Consider the following 25,711-nt stretch of genomic DNA (forward strand, 5'->3'; position numbering starts at 1 on the left):
TGCCTGATGACCATAGCGATTTGGTACCACTCCTTCCCATCCCGAACAGGACAGTGAAACGAATTTGCGCCGATGATAGTGCGGGTTCCCGTGTGAAAGTAGGTCATCGTCAGGCTCTTACAGTGAAAACCCCGTAGTCGAAAGGCTGCGGGGTTTTTTTATTGTGGTGGCGAAAGAGCAACCACAAAAGAGATAGCAATCAGTGCGTGCTGCATAAGTGATGCAGTCATGAAATACCACAGACCCAATAAAAAGAGAGCGCCATGCGCTCTCTTTTTATTGGGTGAATGCAGTTGCTATTTCGGCTGAGGCAGCGAGAAGCGCAATACCCCGTGTGGATCTTCACGGCGCTGCAATTGCTGCTTGAACCAGAGGTAATGCAAGTGGGCCAGAGCTTCACCCATGGCGAAGGTGGTCTGGTGGGCATCCAGTTTGCGTTTGAAGAGCAGGGGCAGGATGTCGGCTGCACTGAGCTCCTTGCCCGGCACGGCCTGCAGGATATCGTTCAGATGCTCCTGGTGATGATCGAGCAGCTGTTGTACGCGGGTATGCAGGCCGTTAAAAGGCTTGCCGTGGGACGGCAGCACAAAGGCATCCGCCGGCAAATCAAAGTAGCGCTTGAGCGAATCCATGAATAGCTGCAAGGGATTGGCCTCTGGTTCGCTGGCATGCACGCTGACATTGGCGGAGATGCGGGGTAGCACCATATCGCCGCTGATCAGCAGGTTCAGATCCTGGTTGTACAGAGCGATGTGTTCGGGTGCATGGCCATAACCGGCGATGCATTGCCATGAATGGCCGCCGATGCTCAGTAGATCGCCGTCCATAAGGCGGTGGTATGACTGGGGCAGCTTGTGTACCAAAGACGAGTAATAGCTGCGGCGGCCGCGAACGTGTCCGAGAAAGCCTTCATCGCGCAGGCCGTGCAGCTCATAGAACCTGGTGCCTGATTCACCGCCAAAGCCGTCGTGGTCGGTCATGGCAACGCGGGCGACATTGATGTCGGTGGCGCTGATGGAGAGCGGAGCCTGCCAGCGTTCACAAAGCCAGCCGGCCAGGCCAATATGGTCAGGATGCATATGGGTGACGATGACGCGCAAAATGGGCAAGCCTTCAAGCCGCTTGTCGAATATGGCATTCCACTGAGCTTGCGATTGCGGACTGTTGACGCAGCAGTCCACCACGGTCCAGCCTTCGCGTAGCGTGCCAAAGCGGTCTTCCATGCGGTCGCGTATCAGCCAGAGATTGATATGGTCCAGCGCAAAGGGCAGGCTCATGCGCAGCCAAAAAATACCCGGAGCGACTTCCATGGTTTCTGACTCGCCGGGGATGGCATCGCCCAGAGGGTAGTGGAGTGCTGATTCTTGGGTCTGGGTCATGGTGGGCCTGCTTATCGATTACATTGACGTTAACGTAAACGTCAGTATTAACAACCCATTGTAGAGAGCTTCGGCGTATGCACAGTCGCACGTGTGATGTGCCGCTCTTCAGCTTCTGCCAACCATATCTTGCTATGTCGACCAGTTACACCATCAGCGATCTTGCCAAGGAGTTTGATCTCACCACGCGGGCCATCCGTTTTTATGAGGATATGGGCTTGCTGCAGCCCGAGCGTTCGGGAGCAGCAGGGCGCAACCGCGTTTACTCGCCTCGTGATCGCGCGCGCCTGCGACTGACTTTGCGTGCCAAACGCCTGGGATTGTCGTTGACGGAGGCCAAGGAAATCATCGAGCTGTACGACAGCCCGCGCGATACCGGCGTGCAGCTGCAAAAGTTTCTCGATGTACTGGCCGTGCATCGCAAGCAGCTGGAGTCGCAGATGGCGGATCTGCAAGCTACGCTGGATGAGGTGCGCGAGCAGGAAAAAGAAGCGCGTACGCTACTCAAGAAGACTTCCGGCAAAAGTACTGCATAATTGACGTTTACGTAAACGTCAATTCTCTGAATTTCTTGAACCGGAAGCAGACCAGATGCCAGCCTTGACCTCGGAAGACGTGGATTTTGAGCAGCGTGTGCGTGAGAGCTTTGCCCTGCAAGGTGCGATGCAGACCCTGGGCGCAGAACTGAGCCGCATTGAGCCGGGCGCTGTGGATATCAGTCTTGCCTGGGCGCAAGGACTGACGCAGCAGCACGGTTTTTTGCATGCCGGCATGGTCTCCACGGCGCTGGATTCCGCCTGTGGCTATGCGGGGCTGACGCAAATGCCTGCCAGCGCCGCAGTTTTGACCATCGAGTTCAAGATCAATCTGCTGGCTCCTGCCAAAGGCCAGCGCTTTCGCATGGAAGGGCGGGTGATCAAGCCCGGCCGGACCATCACCGTCACCGAGGGCCGTGCCTATGCGATCGATAACGGCCAGGAAAAATTGATAGCAACCATGGGCTGCACCCTGATGGCGGTGCAAGGCCGTGCGGGCCTGAGCGACTGAAACGTCCGACTTTTCCAACTCATTGTTCAATACAAAACCGATAGGAGACAACCATGAGCCTTAGCAATCTGCCTGGACTGAACTTTCAACTGGGTGAAGATATTGATGCCCTGCGTGATGCGGTGCGTGAGTTTGCCCAAAGCGAAATCGCTCCGCGTGCAGCGGAGATTGACCGCAACGACCAGTTCCCCATGGACTTGTGGCGCAAGTTCGGTGACCTGGGTGTGTTGGGCATTACCGTCTCCGAGCAGTATGGCGGCGCGGATATGGGCTATCTGGCCCATATGGTGGCCATGGAGGAGATCTCTCGCGCCAGCGCTTCGGTGGGGCTGTCCTATGGCGCGCACAGCAATCTGTGCGTGAACCAGATCAACCGCAACGGCAACGAGGCACAAAAAGCCAAGTACCTGCCCAAGCTGATCAGCGGCGAACATGTGGGCGCGCTGGCCATGAGCGAGCCGGGCGCTGGCTCCGATGTGATCAGTATGAAGCTCAAGGCGGAAGACAAGGGCGGCTACTACCTGCTCAACGGCAGCAAGATGTGGATCACCAACGGCCCCGATGCCGACACGCTGGTGGTCTATGCCAAGACCGAGCCGCAGATGGGCGCACGGGGCGTGACGGCGTTTCTGATCGAGAAAGGCATGAAGGGCTTTTCGGTTGCGCAAAAGCTGGACAAGCTGGGTATGCGCGGCAGCCACACGGGCGAGCTGGTGTTTGAAAACGTGGAAGTGCCGGCTGAAAACATCCTGGGTGGCCTGAACATGGGCGCCAAGGTGCTGATGAGCGGGCTGGATTACGAGCGTGCCGTGCTTACCGGCGGGCCGCTGGGCATCATGCAAAGCGTGATGGACAATGTGGTCCCCTATATCCATGACCGCAAGCAGTTTGGCCAGAGCATTGGTGAGTTTCAGCTCATTCAGGGCAAGGTGGCTGATATGTACACCGTGCTGCAAGCAGGCCGTTCTTTTGCTTATACGGTCGCTAAAAACCTGGATCTGCTGGGAACCGACCATGTGCGCCAGGTACGCAAGGATTGCGCCAGCGTGATTCTGTGGTGTGCCGAGAAGGCCACGTGGATGGCTGGCGAAGGCGTGCAAATCTATGGCGGCAATGGGTATATCAACGAGTATCCGCTGGGCCGACTCTGGCGAGATGCGAAACTCTATGAAATTGGCGCTGGCACCAGCGAAATTCGCCGCATGTTGATTGGCCGCGAATTGTTCGCTGAAACCTGCTGATAAAGCAGGCCGTAACAGGATTGCTGCGCCGTCATTGTCACTCACCATCAAAAAGAAGGATCACCTCATGACAACGACCTCCATCGAAGACCTCTTTATCCACAACCGCCAATGGGCGGATCAGGTGGAAAAAGAGCGTCCGGGCTTTTTCACCGGACTGATGGCGCAGCAAAAACCCAAGTACATGTGGATTGGCTGCTCCGACAGCCGCGTCCCGGCCAACCAGATCACCGGTCTGGAGCCTGGCGAGGTCTTTGTGCACCGCAACGTGGCCAATGTGGTGGTGCCCAGTGATCTGAACTGCCTGTCCACCATTCAGTACTCGGTGGACCACCTGAAGATCGAGCACCTGATGGTGGTGGGCCACTACGGCTGCGGCGGCGTCTATGCCGCCCTCAACAATCTGCGTCTGGGCCTGGTGGACAACTGGACGCGCCACGTGCGCGATGTGCGCGACAAGCACCTGAAGCTGCTGGAAAGCATCTCCACCCAGTTCCGCCACGATGCGCTGTGCGAACTCAATGCCATCGAACAGGTGGTCAACGTGGCCCAGTCCACGGTGATGCAGGATGCCTGGGCCCGCGGCCAGAAGGTCACGCTGCACAGCTGGTGCTACAGCCTCAAGAACGGTCACATCACCAACCTGGAGATGACCGTGCCTGGCGTGGGTGGGCTGGATGAGGTGTACGCCGCTGCCATCGAAAAAGTGGCCAAGCGCGAACGCAGCTAAACCCCGCAGCCATCATGCAGCCCTGCGCAAACTCCAAGGCCTGAAAGGCAGCAAGCCCAGCCATGTTTCCCCAACGACTGGATGCCCCACAGGCCTATGCGATTGCGCAGGCGCTCATGCATGGTTTCAGCCAGCACTACCGCATGTTCAGCGCCGAATCGGCGCGGGCCAAGCACCGCTTTGAAACCATGGACTGGCTGGGCCAGCAACGCGCCCAGCGTGAACGCATAGAGTTCTACGACCTGCATGTGCGTGAATGCATGCGCAGACTGGAAAAAGAATTTGCCGCCAGTCGGCAGCCCATGAATGTGTGGCAGCAGGTCAAGCTGCACTACATAGGGCTGATGGTCGATCACCTGCAGCCCGAGCTGGCCGAGACTTTTTTCAACTCGGTCACCACCAAGATCCTGCACCGCACGCACTTTCACAACGACTTCATCTTTGTGCGTGCGGCGGTCAGCACCGAATATCTGGAGAACCACGCGCCGGGCGCGGTGCCCATCTACCGTGGCTACTACCCCGCCAGCCGGGAGCAGTTGCCCGCCAGCCTGACGCAGATGGTGGCGCAACTGGCACTGCAATGCCCGTTCGAGGATCTGACCCGGGATGTGGCGCGCCTGACCGAGCGTGTGCGCGGGCGCCTGCAAGGTCTCACGCTGCGCCCCAATTTCCAGCTGCAGGTGCTTTCCAGCCTGTTCTTTCGCAACAAGGGTGCCTACCTGGTGGGCAAGATCATCACCGGCTATACCGAGCTGGCCTTTGCCGTCCCCATTATTCATAGCGCCCAGGGCAAGCTGGTATTGCACGCAGCCCTGTTTGGCGAAGACGATTTGCACGGCTTGTTCAGCTTTGCGCGTGCCTATTTCATGGTGCACATGGAAGTGCCCAGCGCCTATGTGCGCTTTTTGCACAGCCTGATGCCACGCAAACCCTGTGCCGAGATTTACAACGCCCTGGGTCTGGCCAAGCAGGGCAAGACGCTGTTCTATCGCGACTTTCTGCACCATCTGCGCCACTCCAGCGATCAGCTGCGCATAGCGCCCGGCATCAAGGGCCTGGTCATGCTGGTGTTTGATCTGCCCAGCTTTCCCTATGTGTTCAAGCTCATCAAGGACCGCATCGCCAGCAGCAAGGACATCACGCGCGCCCAGGTCGAAGGCAAATACCGCCTCGTCAAGCGCCACGACCGGGGCGGGCGCATGGCCGACACCATGGAATACAGCCTGGTGGCCTTGCCGCGCAGTCGCTTCAGCGACGAGCTGCTGGCCGAGTTGCAGGCACAGGCCCCCGAGCAGATCGAGATCAGCGACCGCGATGGCGACGGGCAGGAAGAAGTCATCATCCGCCACCTCTATATCGAGCGGCGTCTGGTGCCGCTGAACCTCTTTCTGCAGGAATGTCTGGCCGAAGCCGAGACCAAGCCCGAGCGCTGCGCCGCCATGGAGCGGGCGGTGATCGAATACGGCAATGCCATCAAGGAGCTGGTGGCCACCAATATCTTTCCAGGCGACATGCTGTGGAAGAACTTTGGCGTGACGCGCGGCGGCAAGGTCGTGTTCTACGACTATGACGAGATCGAATACCTGACGGAATGCAACTTCCGCGCCGTGCCTGCGCCGCGAGATGACGCCGACGAGATGTCGGGCGAGATCTGGTATTCGGTAGGCCCCAAGGATGTGTTTCCCGAAACCTTCGGCCCTTTTCTTCTGGGTCACCCGGCGGTGCGAGAGGTCTTCATGCGCCACCACGCCGATCTGCTGGAGCCCGCTTTCTGGCAGCAGCACCAGGTCAGCATCCGTGCCGGCCAGATGCCCGATGTATTCCCCTACGAGAGCAGCCGCTTTCTGGACGAAAACGAGCAATGGCCGGCCATGTTCTCGGTTCGTTCCGTTCCGTGTCCTGCCTGAAGCGAGCCTGAAACGTATTTCAGGCAGCCATCAAGCGCTCATCTTTTGACTTTGCATTGTTCACCACTACAACCCAGGAGACTCACCATGCAACACGACCCCATCGTCATCGTCAGCGCCGCCCGCACGCCCATGGGCGCATTTCAGGGCGATTTTTCCGATCTGGCCGCCCATGATCTGGGTGGTGCCGCCATCAAGGCCGCCGTGGAGCGCGCAGGCATTGCGGCCGACAAGGTCGAGGAAGTGCTGTTTGGCAACTGTCTGATGGCCGGTCAAGGCCAGGCGCCGGCACGCCAGGCCGGCTTCAAGGGCGGTCTGCCCCAAAGCACGGGTGCGGTCACCCTGTCCAAGATGTGCGGCGCCGGCATGGAAGCCACGATGCTGGCCCATGACCAGCTGGTGGCCGGCAGCCGTGATGTGATGGTGGCTGGCGGCATGGAGAGCATGACCAACGCGCCCTATCTGCTCAAGAAGGGCCGTGGCGGCTATCGCATGGGCCATGACAAGATTTTTGACCACATGATGCTGGACGGTCTGGAAGACGCTTACGAGCCAGGCCGCTCCATGGGCACTTTCGGCGAAGACTGCGCTGCCAAATACAGTTTCACCCGCGAGCAGCAGGACGCATTTGCCATTGCCAGCGTGCAGCGTGCACAAGCCGCGGCGCAAAGCGGTGCCTTCGATGCGGAAATCACGCCCGTCACCGTCAAGACTCGCAAGGGCGATGTGACGGTGAGCGTGGATGAAGGTCCGGCCAAGGCCAAGCTCGACAAGATAGCCAGCCTGAAGCCCGCTTTCAAGAAGGACGGCACGATCACGGCCGCATCCAGCTCCAGCATCAATGACGGCGCCGCCGCCATGGTTTTGATGCGCGAGTCCACCGCCCAAGCCATGGGCTGCAAGCCGCTGGCCCGCATCGTGGCCCATGCCAGCCATGCCCAGGCACCCGAGTGGTTCTCCACCGCGCCCGTGGGCGCCACCGAGAAGGCACTGAAGAAAGCCGGCTGGAAGGTGGAGGATGTGGACCTGTGGGAAATCAACGAGGCATTTGCCGTCGTTCCCATGGCCTTGATGGCCGAGCTGGGCATCTCGCACGACAAGGTCAATGTACACGGCGGCGCCTGCGCCCTGGGTCACCCGATTGGCGCCAGCGGCGCGCGCATCATCGTCACGCTGATCCATGCACTCAAGACCCATGGCAAGAAAAAAGGCCTGGCCACGCTGTGCATAGGCGGTGGCGAAGGCACGGCCATGGCGATCGAGCTGGTGTGAGGCTCAAGCCCTGCCTGCGTGCACTACATTGAGCGGATGTTCAACGGCCTGTGCGCACCTGCCAAGGTGTGCACAGGCATTTAGCGAAAACCATTCATGAGCGCAGACATTCAAGAAGACGACACCCCTCATGTGCTGCCGCTTGGCATGCCGCAGATAGCGGCGTTCTGGAGCGATTTTTCCGAGCAGCTGAGCTCGCTGGAAACCCTGGATGGCCCGGACTTCGTGGAGCGCGCCAACGAGCTGCTGCAGCGCCATGCGCCGGGTCTGGCCGTGGAGCTGGAAGGCCAGCTCCGGCAGGCCGGCTCCAGGCTGGTGATTTCCGCCCACGGCAACACGGCGCAGTTTGAGAATGTGCAAGCCCTGGTGCGTCATGCACCGCACTTCGAGAACTATGGCGTGCAGGCCTTTCGCAGCCGCACCGCCGGCGGTGATTTCGCCATGCGCATGGAAGATTTCGAGCTGTCCAGCGCCGAGGTGCTGGTGGGCTATTACGACGCCGGCGGCATCACCGGCCTGGAGCTGTCGTTTGGCAAAGCCATTCCCGAGGACATGGCGGCGCATGCCCAGCACATGGCTTTCATCATGCTCGACCATGTGCTGGGCGAGTGGGATTTCTCCGTGCGCGTAGGGCCGGTGGAATTTGTGCAGCAGCTGTCGGATGGCAGCTCGGGGCCGGTGCCGCTGCGGGATTTTGCTCCCGTCTTTGATGCGTTTCAGCGCGAGGTGCTGGGCCGCAGCTTCCAGTTTCCGCAGGAGCAGGACAGTCGCTGGCTGTCGCTGGAAGTGCGGGCCCGGGATGCTGACGAGGATGATGCACCGGATATTCTGTCCTTCCACGACTCGGCCAATGCCGTGGCCACGCGCGCCGATCTTTCGCATTTCATGCTGTGGCGCTTGCCGTTTTCCAGTCAGCAGGAACTCGATGCCGTGCGCGATGCACAGGACGGGCTGGAGGCGGAGCTGGCCCGCCAGCAGCGCGGCATTCTGGCCTTTACAAGGGTGGAGAGCATGAGCTCGCGCGTGGCCGCTTTCTATGTGGACGATCCGGTCCACGCCGCGCAACTGGCCCAGCAACTGGCAGCCCGGCATGCGCCAGGGCTCGAAGCCGAGCTGGACCTGAGCTTCGATCCCGCGTGGAACGAATACCTGTCCCTGTATGCCGCTATCCACCGCCAGCATGGGCAGGAGGGTGACGCGTGATCACCTCGCTAGAGCAACTGCAGCAGCTGTATGCACCGCCGGCAGAGCGGGCCTTGCTCAAGCAGCAGCTGGAGCTGGACCGCTATTGCTTGCGCTTTATTGCCCTGTCTCCGCTGCTGGTCATGGCCACGGGCGGTGCCAGCAGCGCGCTGCTCGATGCCTCGCCGCGTGGCGGCAAGCCGGGCTTTGTCAAAGCCCCCGATGCGAACACGCTGCTGATACCCGATGCCGGCGGCAACAACCGGCTCGATAGCCTGAGCAATCTGCTGCAAGACCCGCGTGTGGGTCTGCTGTTTTTCGTGCCCGGCTTTGACGAGACGCTGCGCGTCAACGGCAAGGCCAGGCTGCGCGACGAGGCGCATTACACGGCGCTGTTTGCGTCCGAGCACTTCAGGCCCAAGCTGGTGATCGAGATCGAGGTGCAGGAAGCCTATCTGCACTGCGCCAAGGCTTTGATGCGCTCCAGGCTGTGGAGTGCCGAAGCCCAGGTGCAGCGCAATGTGATGCCCACGCTCAACCAGATGATTCAGTCGCAAATGGGCATGACCACGGCGCCTGAATCGCAGGAGTTGATGGTCAACCGCTACAACGCCCAAATCGCTGCCGAGCAGGGCAAAAAATAATTGATAGCTGCAGGCGCTTTAACTGAAAGGGATTGAAGTGTTTTTTGACTTGAATTCAATGAAAGATAGGCGCAAGCAGCTATGGCTTTGATACTAATTTTGGGCGCATCGCGCGGTCTGGGCCGGGCTTTGACCGAGGCTTATGCACAGCAAGGCCACCGCGTCATCGCCACGGTGCGCAAGGCCGAGGACATGGCGGGCGTGAAGGCCCTGAGTGCCGAGGTGCTGCAGATGGATCTGGCCGATCCGGCCAGCGTCAGCGGCCTGGCCTGGCGGCTGGACGGCGAGAGCATCGATCTGGCCCTGTATGTGGCGGGCGTCTGGGATGGCAAGGACGCCGGCGTTCCGCCCTCGCAGCCGCAGTTCGATGCCGTCATGCACAGCAATGTGCTGGGTTTCATGCAGGTGCTGCCGCAGATCGCGCCCATGGTCCAGGCTGCGGGCGGCGTGATGGGAGCGTTTTCCAGCGAGATGTCGCTGCTGGCGCAGGCCGATGGCTATGCCTGGCTATACCGTGTCAGCAAAGCCGCTCTGAATATGGCCGTGGTGTCGGCCTGCCAGCAATGGCCGGGCATGACGCTGCTGGCGCTGGACCCGGGCTGGGTGCAGACCGAGATGGGCGGTGCACAGGCGCCGCTGACTCTGCAGCAAAGCGTGCAGGGCCTGATGCAGGCCCTGGCCACGGTGACGCCTGAAGACCAGGGCTGTCTGCTGCGCCACGATGGCTTGAGAACACGGTTGAACCAAGGGCAGGCCTAGTTCTTATCTAGGCTCTGCGCTATCAAAAATGTATTAAAAAATAATAGGAGACATCCATGCTTTTGACCTCTGACCAGGAAATGATCCGCGATGCCGTGCGCGATTTCGTGCGCGAGCAAATCACGCCCCATGCCGCGCGCTGGGACAAGGAGCACCACTTTCCCAAGGATGTGCACCAAGGCCTGGCCCAGCTCGGCGCCTATGGCATCTGCGTGCCCGAGGAGTTGGGCGGCGCAGGGCTGAACTACATCAGCCTGGCCCTGGTGCTGGAAGAGATTGCTGCCGGCGATGGCGGCACCAGCACCGTGATCAGCGTGACCAACTGCCCGGTCAACGCCATCTTGATGCGCTACGGCAATGCCCAGCAGCAAGAGCAGTGGCTGCGCCCGCTGGCCCAAGGCGCCATGCTGGGCGCTTTCTGTCTGACCGAGCCCCATGTGGGCTCAGATGCCAGTGCGCTGCGCACCACGGCCGTCCGCGAGGGCGATGACTATGTGATCAACGGCGTCAAGCAGTTCATCACCAGCGGCAAGAACGGCGATGTGGCGATTGTGATTGCCGTCACCGACAAGGCCGCGGGCAAGAAGGGCATGAGCGCTTTTCTGGTGCCCACCGGCAACCCCGGCTATCAGGTGGCGCGGCTGGAGGAAAAGCTGGGCCAGCACAGCAGCGATACGGCGCAGATCAATTTCGACAACTGCCGCATTCCGGCCGCCAATCTGATCGGCGCAGAAGGCGAGGGCTACAAGATTGCCCTGTCGGCGCTGGAAGGCGGGCGCATAGGCATTGCCGCCCAGAGCGTGGGCATGGCACGTGCGGCCTTCGAAGCCGCTCTGGCCTACAGCAAGGAGCGCGAGAGCTTCGGCCAGCCCATCTTCAATCACCAGGCTGTGGGTTTCAGGCTGGCGGACTGCGCCACGCAGATCGAAGCGGCACGCCAGCTGATCTGGCATGCGGCCAGCCTGCGCGATGCCGGTCTGCCCTGCCTCAAGGAAGCGGCCATGGCCAAGCTGTTTGCCAGCGAAATGGCCGAGCGCGTGTGCAGCATGGCGATTCAGACGCTGGGCGGCTACGGCGTGGTCAACGACTTCCCGGTGGAGCGCATCTACCGCGATGTGCGAGTGTGCCAGATCTATGAAGGCACGAGCGACGTGCAGAAAATCATCATCCAGCGCGCTCTGGCATGAGCGGTCAGGACATCCGGCGTCCGCTGGATTCCCAGGCGGTGGGCCTGATGCTGATGCTGTGCCTGATCTGGAGCTTGCAGCAGATCGTGCTCAAGGCCACGGCGCCTGATTTCTCGCCCACCTTGCAGCTGGCGCTGCGCTCCGGCATTGCGGCACTGCTGGTGTGGCTGTACATGCGCTTCAAGGGCGAGCGGCTCAATCTGCAAACCGGGGTCTGGCGGGCAGGTCTGCTGGTGGGCGCCTTGTTTGCGCTGGAGTTCGTGCTGCTGGGCCAGGCCGTGCGCCTGACCACGGCAGGCCATGTGGTGGTGTTTCTGTACTCGGCCCCGGTGTTTGCGGCCCTGGGCCTGCACCTGAAGCTGCCGGCCGAGAGGCTGGCGCCCCTGCAATGGCTGGGCATTGCCCTGGCCTTTGGCGGCATTGCCGTGGCTTTTCTGGGAGATGGCGGCCAGGGTCGCCTATCCTCCATCCTGCTGGGCGATGCGCTGGCGCTGGGGGCAGCCTTGGCCTGGGGCCTGACCACGGTGGCGATCCGCGTCTCGCCGCTGTCCGGCCTGCCGGCCACGCAAACCCTGTTCTATCAGCTGGTGGTGGGCTTTGTGCTGCTGATGGCGGCGGCCTGGGCCCTTGACGAGACGGTTTTCCGCTCCAGCTTGCCGGTATGGGCGGCGCTGGCTTTCAATGCCGTGATCGTCTGCTTTTTCAGCTTTCTGGTCTGGTTCAGCTTGCTGCGCAAATACCTGGCCTCTCGTCTGGGCGTGTTTTCCTTTCTCACGCCCATTCTTGGCGTGATCCTGGGGGCCTGGCTGCTTGATGAACCGGTGGAGCCCAATTTCGCCATCGGTGCCGCCCTGGTGCTGGCCGGGATTGTGCTGGTCAGCGGCTATGGCTTGCTGCTGGGCTGGCTGCAGCGCCTGAGGCGCCGCGCGCCTGCGCGAAAAGTCTAGGGCTTGTCAACCGGGTGTGGCGGCCTAAGGGCCATGCCGCTTGCCGTGGCGATGGCGCCTGCCTAGGATGAACGCAGGAGAGGGTGCACGCAGCGCCCTGCAGCGATCAACCTATTGCACAGGAGTCTCCAGCATGCCTTTTGCCCCGGTCAACGGTCAGAACCTCTTTTACGAAGATACGGGCGGGCGTGGTCCCGTCATCGTGTTCTCGCATGGGCTGCTCATGGATCACACCATGTTCGCGCCCCAGGTTCAGGCCTTGCAAAGCCGTTTTCGCTGCATCAGCTGGGATGAACGCGGCCATGGGCAGACGGCAGACCCCGAGCATTGCGCGCCTTTCACCTACTACGACAGTGCCGACGATCTGGCCGCGCTGCTCAAATACCTGGGCGTGGACAAGGCGGTGCTGGTCGGCATGTCGCAAGGCGGCTATCTCTCGCTGCGCTGCGCGCTGATTCACCCTGAGGTGGTGGGAGCGCTGGTGCTGATCGATACCCAGGCCTTGCTGGAAGACCCGGAGCAAATGCCGCATCACGAAGCCCTGCTCAAAGCCTGGATGGAGCACGGCCTGTCCGACGATATGGCGACCATGGTGGAGCACATCATCCTGGGCCAGGGCTGGGGCGGAGCGGCCCAGTGGCGCCACAAATGGAAGCAGGCCACGCCCGTCAATCTGGGCCAGAGCTTTGCCACGCTGGCGCTGCGCGACGATATCAGCCCGCGCCTGGCCGAGATCCGCATGCCGGCCCTGGTCATTCATGGCAGCAAGGACGAGGCCATCGCCCCCGAGCGCGCCCGCGCCATGTTCAAAGGCCTGCCCCAGGCACGCTGGGTGGATGTGGTGGGGGCTGGCCATGCTTCCAACCTCACCCACCCGGAGCCGGTGAACGCGGCCCTGGAAGAATTCCTCGCGGGTCTGCACTGACCCTGGCGCACGGGGGCGGGGTGCATTCTTGTGATAAAAATGGCTGTTAGCGCTTGTCCTTCAAGCACATCGAGCTATGAATATTGATGCAAGCCCGTGGCTTGCCAGAGAAAGATTGCACCGTGAGCGACAAGAGTCAGACCGCCGCCTGCCCCTGCGGAAACACGACAACCAAGGGCAAGGTGCTGGCCTATGCCGCATGCTGTGGCCGCTATCTGGACCACTGGGGCAGCCAGCCAGCCCCCGATGCCAAGGCGCTGATGCGCTCGCGCTACACGGCTTTTGTGCGTGAGAACGCCGCCTATCTGCAGGCCAGCTGGCATGCCAGCCAGCGACCCCAGAGTCTGGAGTTCGATCCGGCCAGCAAATGGCTGGGCCTGGAGGTCAAGGACTTTAAGCTCACGGGCGAGAGCACGGCCGAGGTGGAGTTTGTTGCCCGCTACCGGCATGCGGGCCGCGCCGTGCGTCTGCATGAGCGCAGCCGTTTTTTGCGCGAAGAGGGACGCTGGTATTACGTGGATGGCGAGCAGTTCTGAGCGAGTCCAACAACGTGCCCGTGATCCCCGCGTCGGCCGGCGTTTTCTGGCCGCAAGCATGAAATACCGCATGCACGCATAATCGCGCCATCCATTTTTCTATGACCAAAGGCGCCACAGGCGCCTTTTTGCATCGCTTTGTGTCGGTGCGGGCGATGCTTTATGACTGCTTTTGGCGCTGTGCTCTTTGACTGTGATGGTGTGCTGGTGGACAGCGAATCCATTACCAACCGTGTGCTGTGCACCATGCTCAATGAATCCGGCTGGGCCATCAGCCAGGAGGAGTGCACGCGTGACTTCATAGGCAAGACGGTGCGCAGCCAGGCCGCCGTCATCGAGTCGCACACCGGCAAGCCTTTGACCGACGACTGGATGACCGAGTTCTATGAGCGTCGCAACACGGCCTTGCGTGCCGAGCTGGTGGCCATTGACGGGGCGCTGGAAGCTGTCAAGCAAATCCATGAACTGTGCGGGGGGCGTATTGCCTGCGCTTCGGGGGCCGACCGCGCCAAGGTGGAGATGCAGCTGGAACAGGTGGGCATGGCGGCCTACTTTGAGGGGCTGGTCTTCAGCGGCCATGAGATGCCGCGCAGCAAGCCTTTTCCCGATGTGTATCTGGCGGCCGCACAGGCGCTGGCGGTTGACCCGGCCCAATGCCTGGTGATCGAAGACACTGTCACCGGCGTGCAGGCCGGTGTGGCCGCCGGTGCCACGGTCTGGGGCTATTTCCCTGCCGATCAAGGCCATGCTTCGTCGGAGCAACTGCTGGATGCCGGCGCTGCCTGCGTGTTCGGCCATATGGGCGATCTGCCCGCCATGTTCGATGCAGTGCGCAAGGCCGCCGCTTCCCTGACCGGTGGCGACGGCTATGAGCACGAAATCCAGTAAGACTGTCAGTTCCAGACCGACAGGGCTTCGGCCAGGCGCAGGCTGGCCTTGTCTTCAATCACGCTGTTGTGCAGCAGGATGACGCGCTGCACCGGCCATTGCTGCATCTGGGCCGCGCTGGCCTTCACCGCCGCCTTGTCCTTGACCAACAAGCGCACGCTGCGCGGCACGGTCAGCCGTTCATGGCCGCCCGTCAGCCCCAGGTACAGGCGCACCGGCAGACTGAGCGGCCCCTTCCAGCACTGCAGTATGTCGGTGGCTATCAGCGAGCCCGAGGCCGGGTGGAACCAGACGGTTTCATCAAGCATGGGAATGCCGCCAAAGCGCAGGTACTCCAGATCGCCGGCCCAGGGTTCCGCCTCAATCGTCGGCAAGAGTTCCATGGTCATCAGATCGGGCCGTTTGCGCCGAACGCCCTTGGTACCGTAAATCCTGGCCTTGGGATACTGCGCGGCCAGATCGCCGACAAACAAATGGTGCATGGCGCTGGGCGCCACGATGTGGCGCAGCGGCCCCATGGAGTCCAGCTGCTGCTTTTGCGTCGGCGTCAGCGGCACGGCTGAGTGAGAGAGCAGGCTGCCATCGCTCAGCTTCACCACCGTCATGCGGGTGCTGACCTGGAGGCCCATATTGCTGAATTGATAGCTAAGAGTGTATATGTTGTCAGCGATTGAGCGCCATTTTTCTTGTATTTCATGCATGGTCAAGTCATCCAAACGGGCGAAGCAAAGGTGAGGGCGTGCTGTCCACGCCTTGTGCTCTGGCAGCAGCCTGCTCGGCCTGCAGGGCGCGTGCAAAAGCTGGGCGTTGCTTCAGGCGCTGCCAGTAGGCCTGGGTGGCTGGCCCCGATTGTGGCAGCAGGCCCAGAAAGTCGGCCAGCATCAGCGCATAGCCCACGGCCACATCGGCGGCGGTGAAGCGGCCTGCGCACAGCCAGTCCGATGTGCTCACCGTCGCTTCCACCGCCCGCAACCGGGCCAGAAACCAGCGTGCATAGTCTTGCGCCACATCGTCATGGCGGCGCTCGGGCGGCTCGAAGTGCTGGTAGCGCAGCACCAGCGTCTGGGGAAAGGTGAGCGTGGCATCGCTCATATGCAGCCAGTTCAGATAGGCGGCAAAGCCGGCCTCATGGGGTAGGACTCCCAGCTTATGCTTCGGGTGCAGAGCGGCCAGATATTCGCAAATGGCGGCCGACTCCGTCAGCTTCACCTGCCCATGCAGCAGCAGCGGGATGGTACCCAGCGGGTTCAGCTCCAGATAGCTGCGCTGTAGCGCCCGGGGCGGGAAGGGCAGCAGGTGCAGGGTGTAGGGCTGTTGCAGCTCTTCAAGCAGCCACAGAGGCCGGAACGAGCGCGCGCTGACGCAGTGGTAGAGCTGGTACATGGTCGGTGTTTCAGTCGGGGCGGTGGCTGGCGGATTTGCGGAATTCCGAGGGCGACAGACCGGTCCACAGCCTGAAGGCGCGGATAAAGCTTTTGTCGTTGAGAAAGCCGCAGGCCTGGGCAATGCGTTTGATGGGGCGGCTGGTGCGCAGCAGCAGGGCAATCGCCCGTTCGCGGCGGATCTCGTCCTTCAGGGCCTGCAGCGAAGCGCCTTCCTCCTTGAGCTGGCGGTGCAGGCTGCGCTGCGAGACATGGAGCTGGCGTGACAGGGTCTCGGCCGTTTGCTGGCCTTCGCTGCTGGCCGTCAGCAGCTGGCGCACGCGTTGCACCAGGGTGCGCTCGCGCTGGTAGGGGCGCACCTGCAGCGGCAGGGCACGCTGCAGCATGCGGTTGAGCGCGGCCTCGTCGCGGGCCAGCGGGGCTTGCAGCAGCCGGGCATCAAACTGCAGGCTGGCCTCGGTGGCATCGAATTCCAGCTCGCCAGGTGGGAACAGCACGCCGTAAACCGCGGCATGTGCCGGCGCCGCAAACGGAAAGCTGGCTTTTTGCAGGGCAATGGCGTCGTTGATCAGCCAGCTGGCAAAGCCGTGGATGTTGCGCAGCACCGAGACCAGGCAGAACTCGCGCATGGCACCCAGCGGCCGGCATTCCTGCAGAGTCAGGGTGGCGATGCCGTGTTCCTCGGTCAGGGTCAGGCGTATGTCGGCAGCAATCAGGCCGTGGTGGCGGCACCAGCGGGCCAGGGCCAGGCCCAGATGCGGGGCGCTGATGCTGGCGCGGGCCAGCATGCCGTAGCTACCCCAGGGCAGGCGGCGCTCGAACCAACCCAGAGTCTCGTCATCGAGTTCGCGCATGGCGGCATCGCACAGGGCTTCCATTTGCAAGGCCGTGATGCACTGTGTTTCATCGCTGAGTAGCTCTGGCGGGATTTGTGCCTTGTTCAAAGCCTCTAGCGGCGATAACTGTCTTTGCTCGTAAGCCTGTACAACGGCCAGAACAAAGGCCATGGGGGTAATTGCCGGGTGAGATTTGGTCGCAATGCTGGCATTGTGTGGCAGCGGCGTCTTGACCAGTGAGGGGGTAAGCATGTGGCAATTATTGCAACCTTTGTGACTTCATCTGAACAGGGCTAGCCCTTATGCTGCGGCAATCAATTCTCGCTGGCGCTGCCGGGGAAAACAGGAATTCAAGGAGTGTCAGTCATGTCATCGCCCATGCAGTTGCTCACCACCAGCTATGCCAAAGGCCGCACCGATGTGCCGCTGATCGAGCAGACCATTGGTGATTTCTTTGCCGACATGGCCGCGCGTCAGCCCCATAGCGATGCGCTGATCAGCCGCCACCAGGGGCTGCGCTTTGATTATGCGCAGCTGCACCAGGCCGCGCGCCAGCTGGCCAGTGCCTTGCTGAATCTGGGTTTGGTCAAGGGCGATCGTGTGGGCATCTGGAGCCACAACAATGCCGAGTGGGTGTTGCTGCAACTGGCCACGGCCCAGGTGGGCGTGGTGCTGGTGAACATCAACCCGGCCTACCGCACTTCGGAAGTGGAATACGCGCTCAACAAAGTGGGCTGCAAGGCGCTGGTGGCCATGCCCCAGTTCAAGAGCAGCGACTATCTGGGCATGTTGCGCGAGCTGGCTCCGGAGCTGGCGAGCTGTGCACCGGGCCAGCTGCAGGCCAAGCGCTTGCCCGAGCTACGCACCGTGGTTTGGATAGACATTGCCGGGCAGGGCGAGGAGCAGCCCGGCATGCTGCGCTTTTCGCAGCTGATGGCGCAAGGCACATCCGGCGATGCGCGCATAGACGCCATTGCCGCCACGCTCAGCAATACCGACCCCATCAACATCCAGTTCACCAGCGGCACCACCGGCTTTCCCAAGGGCGCGACGCTGACGCATCGCAACATCCTGAACAACGGTTTCTTCATCGGCGAATGCATGCGCCTCACGCCCGAGGACCGGTTGTGCATTCCCGTGCCGCTGTACCACTGCTTTGGCATGGTGCTGGGAAATCTGGCCTGCTTCACCCATGGCTCGGCCATCGTCTATCCCAATGACGGCTTCGACCCCGTCTCGGTGCTGGAAGCGGTGCAGGCCGAGAAATGCACGGGTCTGCACGGCGTGCCCACCATGTTCATCTCCGAGCTCGACCACCCCAGCTTTGCCCAGTTCGATCTGTCCACCTTGCGCACCGGCATCATGGCCGGCTCGCCCTGCCCCATCGAGGTGATGAAGCGCGTGGTGCGCGACATGCATCTGTCGGAAATCACCATTGCCTACGGCATGACCGAAACCAGCCCCGTGAGCTGCCAGAGCGACGCCGACACGCCGCTGGAAAAGCGCGTGGCCACCGTGGGCAAGGTGCAGCCGCATCTGGAGGTGAAGGTGGTGGACCCGAGCACGGGCGAGATCGTGGCGCCCGGCGTCTCGGGCGAGCTGTGCACACGCGGCTATTCGGTCATGCACGGCTACTGGGACGACGAGGCCAAGACCCGCGAAGCCATTGACGACGAGCACTGGATGCATACCGGCGATCTGGCCACCATGGATGCGGAAGGCTTCGTCAATATCGTGGGCCGCATCAAGGACATGGTGATTCGCGGCGGCGAAAACATCTATCCGCGCGAGATCGAGGAATTCCTCTACCGCCACCCCCAGGTGCAGGATGTGCAGGTGGTCGGTGTGCCCGATGTGCGCTATGGCGAGGAGCTGTGTGCCTGGATCATCGTCAAGCCGGGCCAGGAGCTGAGCGAGGAGGGGGTGCGCGAATTCTGCAGGGGCCAGATTGCCCACTACAAAGTGCCGCGCTATATCCGTTTTGTGCAGGCCTTTCCCATGACGGTCACGGGAAAGATTCAGAAATTCAAGATTCGCGACGAGATGATAGAGCTGCTGGATCTGCGCGTGGTCAAGACCGCCTGAGCGGGCAGCAGGAAAAGCACAAACCCGCTCCAGTGGCGTGAATACGTTCTGAGAGCCAAGCATTCAAGAGGCAAGCAATGAGCATTCTGGGGACAAAAATCAACCCGCGTTCTGCGGATTTTCTGGCCAACGCCGCTGCCATGCAGGCCGTGGTCAATGACTTGCATGCGCGCTGCGACGAAATGGCGCTGGGCGGCAACGAAGCCGCACGTGCCAAGCATGTGGCCCGCGGCAAGTTGCTGCCGCGCGAGCGCGTGCAGCGCCTGCTGGATGCGGGCACGCCGTTTCTGGAGCTGTCGCCGCTGGCCGCGCTCAATATGTACAACAACGATGCGCCGGGCGCGGGCGTGATTGCCGGCGTGGGCCGCGTCAGCGGTGTGGACTGCATGATCGTCTGCAACGATGCGACGGTAAAGGGCGGCACCTACTACCCGATGACGGTGAAAAAGCATTTGCGCGCCCAGGAAATTGCTGCGCAAAACCGCCTGCCCTGCATCTATCTGGTGGACTCCGGCGGTGCCAATCTGCCCAATCAGGACGATGTGTTTCCGGATCGCGAGCACTTCGGTCGCATCTTCTTCAACCAGGCCAATATGAGTGCGCAAGGCATTGCCCAGATCGCCGTGGTCATGGGCAGTTGCACAGCCGGCGGCGCCTATGTGCCGGCCATGAGCGATGAGTCCATCATCGTCAAGAACCAGGGCACGATTTTTCTGGGCGGCCCGCCGCTGGTCAAGGCCGCCACCGGCGAGGTGGTCAGCGCCGAGGACCTGGGCGGCGGCGACGTGCACACCCGCCTGTCGGGCGTGGCCGATCACCTGGCGGAAAACGATTTGCATGCCATCGCACTGGCCCGCCAGGCCGTGGCCAATTTGAACAAGAACAAAGCCGAGAACAAGGCGGATCTTGCGCCGCAAGCGCCTCTTTTCGAGGGCAGCGAGCTGTATGGCGTGATCCCCGTGGATACGCGCAAGCCTTTTGACGTGCGCGAGATCATTGCCCGCGTGGTGGACGGCAGCCAGTTCGACGAGTTCAAGGCCCGCTTTGGCAGTACCCTGGTTTGCGGCTTTGCGCGCATCGAAGGCATGCAGGTGGGCATCATCGCCAACAACGGCATTTTGTTCAGCGAATCGGCGGTCAAGGGCGCGCACTTCATCGAGCTGTGCTGCCAGCGCAAGGTGCCGCTGGTGTTTCTGCAGAACATCACCGGCTTCATGGTCGGCCGCAAGTATGAGAACGAAGGCATTGCCCGCCATGGCGCCAAGCTGGTCACGGCCGTGGCCACAGCGGCCGTGCCCAAGTTCACCATCATCATCGGCGGCAGCTTTGGCGCAGGCAACTACGGCATGTGCGGCCGCGCCTACTCGCCACGTTTCCTCTGGATGTGGCCCAACGCCCGCATCTCGGTCATGGGCGGCGAGCAGGCCGCCAGCGTGCTGGCCACCGTCAAGCGTGACGGCATCGAAGCCAGGGGCGGCAGCTGGAGTGCCGAGCAAGAGGAAGACTTCAAGGCACCGATTCGCCAGCAATACGAAGACCAGGGTCACCCTTACTACGCCACGGCACGGCTGTGGGATGACGGTGTGATCGACCCCGCCGACACCCGCCGCGTGCTGGCGCTGGGCCTGGCTGCCACGCGCAATGCGCCGATTGAGGACACGCGTTTCGGCGTGTTCCGCATGTAAGCGCCAGAGCGCCTAAAAGCCCGTCTCCATGCAAGCACAGCGCACCCTGAGCACCGCAGTCCGGAACCTTGCGCAGTGCCTGCCTTTGGTACAACAATTTTTGCAGCGCCAGGCTGCCCCGCCTGCACCTTGATGACTGGAGCCAAGCCAATGACGACAAAAGCCCTGACCCTGGTAGTGAACTCCGGTATCGCCACGATCACGCTGGCCCGTCCAGAAATCCGCAACGCTTTCAGCGATGAAACGATTGCCGAAATCACCCAGGCTTTTCTGACTGCCGGCGAGCGAGCCGATGTGCGGGCCGTGGTGCTGGCGGCCGAAGGCCCGGCTTTCTGCGCCGGTGCCGACCTGAACTGGATGCGCCGCATGGCCGAGTATTCGCGCGATGAAAACCGCGTCGATGCCGACCTGCTGGCCCAGATGCTCAGCGTCATCTACCACTGCCCCAAGCCCACGATTGCGCGGGTGCAGGGCGATGTGTATGCCGGCGGCATGGGCCTGGTGGCCTGCTGCGATATGGCGGTGGCGGCAGAGACGGCGGGCTTTTGCCTGTCGGAGGTGAAGATCGGCCTGATTCCCGCCACCATCAGCCCCTATGTGGTCCGAGCCATGGGCGCGCGGGCCTCGCACCGCTACTTTCTCAGCGGCGAGCGCTTTTCGGCGCAAGAAGCGCACCGCATCGGCTTTGTGCATGAAATCGTCGCCGCCGAGCAACTGGACTCCGTGGTCGACGGCTGGATCAAGCATTTTCTCAGCGCCGGCCCCGAAGCCGTGCGTGCCTGCAAGCGCCTGGTCATCGAGGTGGCCGAGCGCGAGATCAACGAACAGCTGATTGCCGTGACCGTGGAAGGCATTGCCACTATCCGCGCCAGCAGCGAAGGCAAGGAAGGCGTGCAGGCCTTCCTCAACAAGCGCAAGCCCAACTGGCTGCCCGGTTGAAGCCTGTTTGAGCAAGCCTCCGCCCCAGAGCTGAAACACCATGGACATCTGGCAAACCATCGTCAACTGGCTGCACAGCGCCGGTCTGCATGTGGACCCCGATACGGCCCAGGCCGTGGGCGAGGCTGCAGGTCAGGTCGGCGATGTGGCTTCCAGGGCCGGCCATGCCGTGGCTCAGATGGATATGGGCGCATTGCTGGCGCTGGCGGCGGCTCTGGGCTGGGCCAGCGGTTTCAGGCTGTATGCCGTGGTGTTTCTCGTGGGCTTGCTGGGCGCCACCGGTTTGATGCCGCTGCCTGGCGGCCTGGGCGTGCTCCAGCATCCCATGGTGCTGATCCTCAGCGGCAGCTTGCTGTTCGTGGAGTTTTTCGCCGACAAGATTCCCCTGGTCGATTCGGTGTGGGATCTGTTTCAGAGCGTGCTGCGCATTCCCGCCGGTGCAGCGCTGGCGGCCGCGGTGTTTGGTGCCGACAACAGCACCATGGCCATGGTGGCGGCCCTGATGGGCGGTACGCTGGCGGCCACCAGCCAGGCGGCCAAGACCACGACGCGGGCCTTGATCAATACCTCGCCCGAGCCTTTCTCCAACGTGGGCGCCAGTCTGGCCGAAGACACGGTGGCGGTGGGGGCCATCTGGCTGGCACTGGCCAACCCGCTGGTGTTTGGCAGCGTGCTGGTCGTGGTGGTGATTCTGATGTGGCTGGTGATCTGGGCGCTGTGGCGCTTCTTGAAGACCGCGATGCGCCGCCTGCGCGGCTGGCTGGGCGCTGGAGATGCCGAGCCTTTACAAAAAACATAGCTGCTTGCGCTGATTGAACAAGCGCTGGCGGGCAATTTGACCTGAATTATTGGAGACAGAATGTTTAAAAAAATCTTGATTGCCAATCGCGGTGAAATCGCCTGCCGTGTGGCCGCTACCGCACGCCGCATGGGAGTCCAGACTGTGGCCGTGTACTCGGACGCCGATGCCGGCGCCAAGCATGTGGCAGCCTGCGACGAGGCCGTGCACATTGGCGGCAGCGCCCCCAAGGACAGCTATCTGCGCTGGGAACGCATTCTGGAAGCGGCCAAGCAAACCGGTGCCGAAGCGATTCACCCCGGCTATGGTTTCCTCTCCGAGAACGAAGACTTTGCCAATGCCTGCGCAGCGGCCGGTCTGGTCTTCATCGGCCCGCCTGCCAGTGCGATTCGTGCCATGGGTTTGAAGGCCGAATCCAAGCAGCTGATGGAAAAAGCCAGCGTGCCCCTGGTGCCCGGCTACCACGGAGCGGGCCAGGACCCGGCCATGCTGCACCAGGAAGCCGATCGCATCGGCTATCCGGTGCTGATCAAGGCCAGCGCCGGCGGCGGCGGCAAGGGCATGCGTCTGGTCGAGAAAAGCGAGGACTTTGCGGCCTCGCTGGATTCCTGCAAGCGCGAAGCCATCAACAGCTTTGGCAACGATGCGGTGCTGATCGAGAAATATGTGCTGCGCCCGCGCCATATCGAAATCCAGGTCTTCGGCGACACCCATGGCAACTGCGTCTATCTGTTCGAACGTGACTGCTCGGTGCAGCGCCGCCACCAGAAGGTGCTGGAAGAAGCGCCGGCGCCCGGCATGACGCCGGCCTTGCGCCAGAAGATGGGCGAAGCCGCCGTGGCCGCCGCCAAGGCCGTGAACTATGTGGGTGCGGGCACGGTGGAGTTCATCGTGGAGCAGCCCGGCGGCTACGACCAGCCCGAGGCCATGAAGTTCTACTTCATGGAAATGAACACCCGCCTGCAGGTGGAGCATCCGGTGACCGAAGCCATTACCGGCGAAGACCTGGTGCAGTGGCAGCTGCTGGTGGCCAGTGGCCGTCCTCTGCCCAAGCAGCAAAGCGAGCTGAAGATCATCGGCCATGCGATTGAAGCGCGTATCTGCGCCGAGAACCCCGAAAACAACTTCCTGCCCGCCACCGGCACGCTGGCCGTGTACCGCAAGCCCGATTGCTCCAGCTTTGCCATCAGCGATGTGCGCGTGGATGACGGCGTGCGCGAAGGCGATGCCATCAGCCCCTTCTACGACAGCATGATCGCCAAGCTCATCGTGCATGGCGACGACCGCACCCAGGCGCTGGCACGCCTCGATGCGGCCCTGGCCCAAACCCATATCGTGGGCCTGACCACCAATGTGCAGTTTCTGCGCCAGGTGGCCAAGAGCCAGGCGTTCTCCAACGCCTTGCTGGACACGGCGCTGATCGAGCGCGAACGCGAAGCCTTGTTCGGCAAGGATCTGGTGGGCCGCGATCTGGCCGTGGCCGCCGCCATGGTGCACGAGTTGCAGCACGAGCAGGCACAGCAGGGTGCCGATCCCTTCAGCCGCCGCGACGGCTGGCGCGTCTCCGGCCGTTACGAGCGCCAGTTCAGCTTTGCCTACCGTGGCGAGGAATTCAATGCCGGTCTGGCCTACGGACATGACGGCCAGACGTATCAAGTGGGCGTGGGCGTGGGCGAGAGCCGCAGCGAATTCGCGCTGCAGTGGCGCGCTCTGTCTGACGATCGTCTGGAGCTGAACTGGGGCGGCGTGCGCACCGTGGTCGTGGTCCATGCACTGGGCGAGATGCTCTCGATCTTTACCGCTGCCGGCAGCACCCAGATCACCGAGGTGGACCAGTTGGCCCATGCGGCAGGCGGCGGCCATGAAGGCGGACGCCTGACCGCGCCCATGCCCGGCAAGGTGGTCTCGTTTGCGGTCAAGGCTGGCGAGAAAGTCAGCAAGGGCCAGCCGCTGGCGGTGATGGAGGCCATGAAGATGGAGCACACCATTGCGGCGCCCAGCGATGGCACGGTGGTGGAGCTGCTCTATGTGCCTGGCGACCAGGTCACCGAAGGCGCCGAGCTGCTGCGCATTGAGGTGACGGCCTGATGGGCGTAGGGCGGCCGGGTTGAACTGTTTTACAAAAAGAGCGGCTTGTGCTGGTTGGTCAATGATTTCAGCCATGTCTGATGCTGAATTTCAATGAAATAAAGCGCAGGAAGCTGCTTTTTTAATAGCGGACCAATTGCCATCCACGTCTGCAGCACTGGCGCCAAACCGTTAGGCTTCGCATCTATGAAAGTTCTATTTTGCTGTGACGATACGCGGCCCGAGCCTTGGCTCAAGGGCTTGTTCGATGCCTTGCCCGACGCCGAGGTAAGTATCTGGGAGCCGGGCGCCGCCCAGGCCGACTATGCGCTGGTCTGGGCTCCGCCTCAGCAGTTCATCGACGAGCAGGCGGCAGGCCTCAAAGCCATGTTCAACATAGGCGCTGGCGTGGACGCCTTGCTGCGCCTGGAAGTGCCCGCTGCGCTGCCGGTTTACCGCTTGGAAGATGCTGGTATGTCGGTGCAGATGGCCGAATACGTGGCGCAGGCCGTGATTCGTTTCTTCAGAGGACTGGATCGGTACGAAGCCGATATGGCGCAAGGCATCTGGCAGCACCAGCGCAACCCTCGACGTGCCGACTATCCCGTGGGCGTGATGGGCCTGGGCAAGATGGGCGAGCGTGTGGCCAAGGCGCTGACGGTGTTTGACTTCACGGTCAATGGCTGGAGCCGCTCGCCGCGCGAGCTGGACGGCGTGAAGTGCTTTAGCGGCACCGAAAATCTCGATGCCTTCCTGGCCGAAACCCGTGTTCTGGTCAATCTGCTGCCTTTGCATGACGAGACGCGCGACATCATCAATGCCCGCAGCCTGGCGTTGCTGCAGCCCGGCGCCTATGTCATCAACGTGGGGCGCGGCGGCCATCTGGTCGATGCAGACCTGATCGCGCAGATCGACGCCGGTCATGTCAGCGGCGCCATGCTGGACGTTTTCCGTGAAGAGCCGCTGCCCGCAGATCACCCTTTCTGGGCACACGAAAAAATCATTCTCACCCCCCATACCTCGGCCCGCACGCTGGCGGCCGACAGCATTGCCCAGATCACCGGCAAGGTGGCGGCCATGAGCCGGGGCGAGCCGGTCACAGGGCGCGTAGACCTAAAAAAAGGATATTGAACCCCCTGAGCCGCTGCGCGGCTTCCCCCTTTCTCTTCGGAAGGGGGACGGCGACAACGCTGCGGGGCGGCGGGGCCGCCCAGGCCCTTGCTAGACGTCTCTCGCAAGGGGTGTGCTTGTTCAATAGTCAGCGTAAAGAAACG

24 protein-coding genes and 1 rRNA gene are annotated in these 25,711 nt (G+C 62.0%); 21 read left to right on the plus strand and 4 right to left on the minus strand.

Going from position 1 to position 25,711, the window contains the following annotated elements:
• The first annotated feature begins 2 nt into the window (after positions 1 to 2).
• Positions 3 to 115 (plus strand): 5S ribosomal RNA (gene rrf, locus ACNAZA_RS00005).
• 181 nt (positions 116 to 296) lie between these two features.
• On the opposite strand, the gene ACNAZA_RS00010 is transcribed toward rrf, so the two are convergent.
• Positions 297 to 1,379 (minus strand): MBL fold metallo-hydrolase, encoded by a 1,083-nt coding sequence (locus ACNAZA_RS00010; RefSeq protein ID WP_415794321.1) that lies wholly within the window; start codon positions 1,377 to 1,379, stop codon positions 297 to 299.
• Positions 1,380 to 1,513: 134 nt separating this feature from the next.
• Here ACNAZA_RS00010 and ACNAZA_RS00015 point away from each other — a divergent pair, with 134 nt between their 5' ends.
• From ACNAZA_RS00015 to ACNAZA_RS00080, 14 genes are all read left to right on the plus strand, one after another.
• Entirely contained in the window at positions 1,514 to 1,915 is a 402-nt protein-coding gene (locus tag ACNAZA_RS00015) for a MerR family transcriptional regulator (protein ID WP_415794322.1), read from the plus strand.
• 55 nt (positions 1,916 to 1,970) lie between these two features.
• Positions 1,971 to 2,426 (plus strand): PaaI family thioesterase, encoded by a 456-nt coding sequence (locus ACNAZA_RS00020; protein ID WP_415794323.1) that lies wholly within the window; start codon positions 1,971 to 1,973, stop codon positions 2,424 to 2,426.
• A 53-nt stretch (positions 2,427 to 2,479) separates the two neighbouring features.
• Positions 2,480 to 3,667, plus strand: a complete 1,188-nt coding sequence (locus tag ACNAZA_RS00025) for an isovaleryl-CoA dehydrogenase (RefSeq protein WP_415794324.1) — start codon at positions 2,480 to 2,482, stop codon at positions 3,665 to 3,667.
• Positions 3,668 to 3,734: 67 nt separating this feature from the next.
• A complete protein-coding gene (gene can / locus ACNAZA_RS00030; protein ID WP_415794325.1) occupies positions 3,735 to 4,397 on the plus strand; it encodes a carbonate dehydratase in 663 nt (220 codons plus the stop codon).
• Positions 4,398 to 4,459: 62 nt separating this feature from the next.
• Positions 4,460 to 6,304 carry a bifunctional isocitrate dehydrogenase kinase/phosphatase gene (aceK, locus tag ACNAZA_RS00035; protein WP_415794326.1) on the plus strand — a complete coding sequence of 615 codons (1,845 nt, stop codon included), beginning with the start codon at positions 4,460 to 4,462 and terminating at the stop codon, positions 6,302 to 6,304.
• A gap of 87 nt (positions 6,305 to 6,391) precedes the next feature.
• Positions 6,392 to 7,576: an acetyl-CoA C-acyltransferase gene (locus tag ACNAZA_RS00040; RefSeq protein ID WP_415794327.1), complete on the plus strand. Its 1,185-nt coding sequence runs from the start codon at positions 6,392 to 6,394 to the stop codon at positions 7,574 to 7,576.
• Between the two features lie 96 nt (positions 7,577 to 7,672).
• Positions 7,673 to 8,779, plus strand: coding sequence for a hypothetical protein (locus tag ACNAZA_RS00045; RefSeq protein ID WP_415794328.1), 1,107 nt, complete (start codon positions 7,673 to 7,675; stop codon positions 8,777 to 8,779).
• Positions 8,776 to 9,402 (plus strand): MSMEG_1061 family FMN-dependent PPOX-type flavoprotein, encoded by a 627-nt coding sequence (locus ACNAZA_RS00050; protein ID WP_415794329.1) that lies wholly within the window; start codon positions 8,776 to 8,778, stop codon positions 9,400 to 9,402. The genes ACNAZA_RS00045 and ACNAZA_RS00050 overlap by 4 nt, the downstream gene beginning before the upstream one ends.
• Positions 9,403 to 9,483: 81 nt before the next feature.
• Positions 9,484 to 10,161, plus strand: coding sequence for an SDR family oxidoreductase (locus tag ACNAZA_RS00055; protein ID WP_415794330.1), 678 nt, complete (start codon positions 9,484 to 9,486; stop codon positions 10,159 to 10,161).
• 56 nt (positions 10,162 to 10,217) lie between these two features.
• Positions 10,218 to 11,348 carry an acyl-CoA dehydrogenase family protein gene (locus ACNAZA_RS00060; protein WP_120966159.1) on the plus strand — a complete coding sequence of 377 codons (1,131 nt, stop codon included), beginning with the start codon at positions 10,218 to 10,220 and terminating at the stop codon, positions 11,346 to 11,348.
• Positions 11,345 to 12,295 (plus strand): DMT family transporter, encoded by a 951-nt coding sequence (locus ACNAZA_RS00065; protein ID WP_415794331.1) that lies wholly within the window; start codon positions 11,345 to 11,347, stop codon positions 12,293 to 12,295. Before ACNAZA_RS00060 ends, ACNAZA_RS00065 begins: the two co-directional genes overlap by 4 nt.
• A gap of 133 nt (positions 12,296 to 12,428) precedes the next feature.
• A complete protein-coding gene (locus ACNAZA_RS00070; protein ID WP_415794332.1) occupies positions 12,429 to 13,220 on the plus strand; it encodes an alpha/beta fold hydrolase in 792 nt (263 codons plus the stop codon).
• Positions 13,221 to 13,306: 86 nt separating this feature from the next.
• Complete coding sequence (locus tag ACNAZA_RS00075; protein WP_415794333.1) at positions 13,307 to 13,756, plus strand: YchJ family protein; 450 nt, start codon at positions 13,307 to 13,309, stop codon at positions 13,754 to 13,756.
• A gap of 162 nt (positions 13,757 to 13,918) precedes the next feature.
• Positions 13,919 to 14,644 carry an HAD family hydrolase gene (locus tag ACNAZA_RS00080; RefSeq protein WP_415794334.1) on the plus strand — a complete coding sequence of 242 codons (726 nt, stop codon included), beginning with the start codon at positions 13,919 to 13,921 and terminating at the stop codon, positions 14,642 to 14,644.
• A gap of 5 nt (positions 14,645 to 14,649) precedes the next feature.
• Here ACNAZA_RS00080 and ACNAZA_RS00085 read toward each other — a convergent pair whose 3' ends face one another.
• Genes ACNAZA_RS00085 through ACNAZA_RS00095 form a run of 3 tightly spaced genes read right to left on the minus strand, consistent with a single transcriptional unit; the run spans position 14,650 to position 17,114 of the window.
• The gene (locus ACNAZA_RS00085; RefSeq protein ID WP_415794336.1) at positions 14,650 to 15,345 is read right to left on the minus strand and encodes a DUF4336 domain-containing protein; all 696 of its coding nucleotides are present in this window, start codon (positions 15,343 to 15,345) and stop codon (positions 14,650 to 14,652) included.
• 7 nt (positions 15,346 to 15,352) lie between these two features.
• On the minus strand, positions 15,353 to 16,027 hold the full coding sequence (locus tag ACNAZA_RS00090; protein ID WP_415794337.1) for a glutathione S-transferase family protein: 675 nt from the start codon (positions 16,025 to 16,027) through the stop codon (positions 15,353 to 15,355).
• A gap of 10 nt (positions 16,028 to 16,037) precedes the next feature.
• Positions 16,038 to 17,114 (minus strand): AraC family transcriptional regulator, encoded by a 1,077-nt coding sequence (locus ACNAZA_RS00095; RefSeq protein WP_415794338.1) that lies wholly within the window; start codon positions 17,112 to 17,114, stop codon positions 16,038 to 16,040.
• A 114-nt stretch (positions 17,115 to 17,228) separates the two neighbouring features.
• Between ACNAZA_RS00095 and ACNAZA_RS00100 the strand changes: the two genes are divergently transcribed.
• The 6 genes from ACNAZA_RS00100 to ACNAZA_RS00125 all read left to right on the plus strand — a co-directional run bounded on the left by ACNAZA_RS00100 (position 17,229) and on the right by ACNAZA_RS00125 (position 25,568).
• Positions 17,229 to 18,947, plus strand: coding sequence for an AMP-binding protein (locus ACNAZA_RS00100; RefSeq protein ID WP_415794340.1), 1,719 nt, complete (start codon positions 17,229 to 17,231; stop codon positions 18,945 to 18,947).
• Positions 18,948 to 19,024: 77 nt separating this feature from the next.
• Positions 19,025 to 20,632 (plus strand): carboxyl transferase domain-containing protein, encoded by a 1,608-nt coding sequence (locus ACNAZA_RS00105; RefSeq protein WP_415794341.1) that lies wholly within the window; start codon positions 19,025 to 19,027, stop codon positions 20,630 to 20,632.
• Positions 20,633 to 20,782: 150 nt separating this feature from the next.
• Entirely contained in the window at positions 20,783 to 21,571 is a 789-nt protein-coding gene (locus tag ACNAZA_RS00110) for an enoyl-CoA hydratase/isomerase family protein (protein WP_415794342.1), read from the plus strand.
• A gap of 40 nt (positions 21,572 to 21,611) precedes the next feature.
• A complete protein-coding gene (locus ACNAZA_RS00115) occupies positions 21,612 to 22,370 on the plus strand; it encodes a DUF4126 domain-containing protein (protein ID WP_415794343.1) in 759 nt (252 codons plus the stop codon).
• A gap of 60 nt (positions 22,371 to 22,430) precedes the next feature.
• On the plus strand, positions 22,431 to 24,458 hold the full coding sequence (locus ACNAZA_RS00120) for an acetyl/propionyl/methylcrotonyl-CoA carboxylase subunit alpha (RefSeq protein ID WP_415794344.1): 2,028 nt from the start codon (positions 22,431 to 22,433) through the stop codon (positions 24,456 to 24,458).
• A gap of 186 nt (positions 24,459 to 24,644) precedes the next feature.
• Positions 24,645 to 25,568 (plus strand): 2-hydroxyacid dehydrogenase, encoded by a 924-nt coding sequence (locus tag ACNAZA_RS00125; protein WP_415794345.1) that lies wholly within the window; start codon positions 24,645 to 24,647, stop codon positions 25,566 to 25,568.
• Positions 25,569 to 25,711 lie beyond the last annotated feature (143 nt).

The organism is Comamonas aquatilis (genome assembly GCF_965139575.1).
Lineage (GTDB): Bacteria > Pseudomonadota > Gammaproteobacteria > Burkholderiales > Burkholderiaceae_C > Comamonas > Comamonas aquatilis.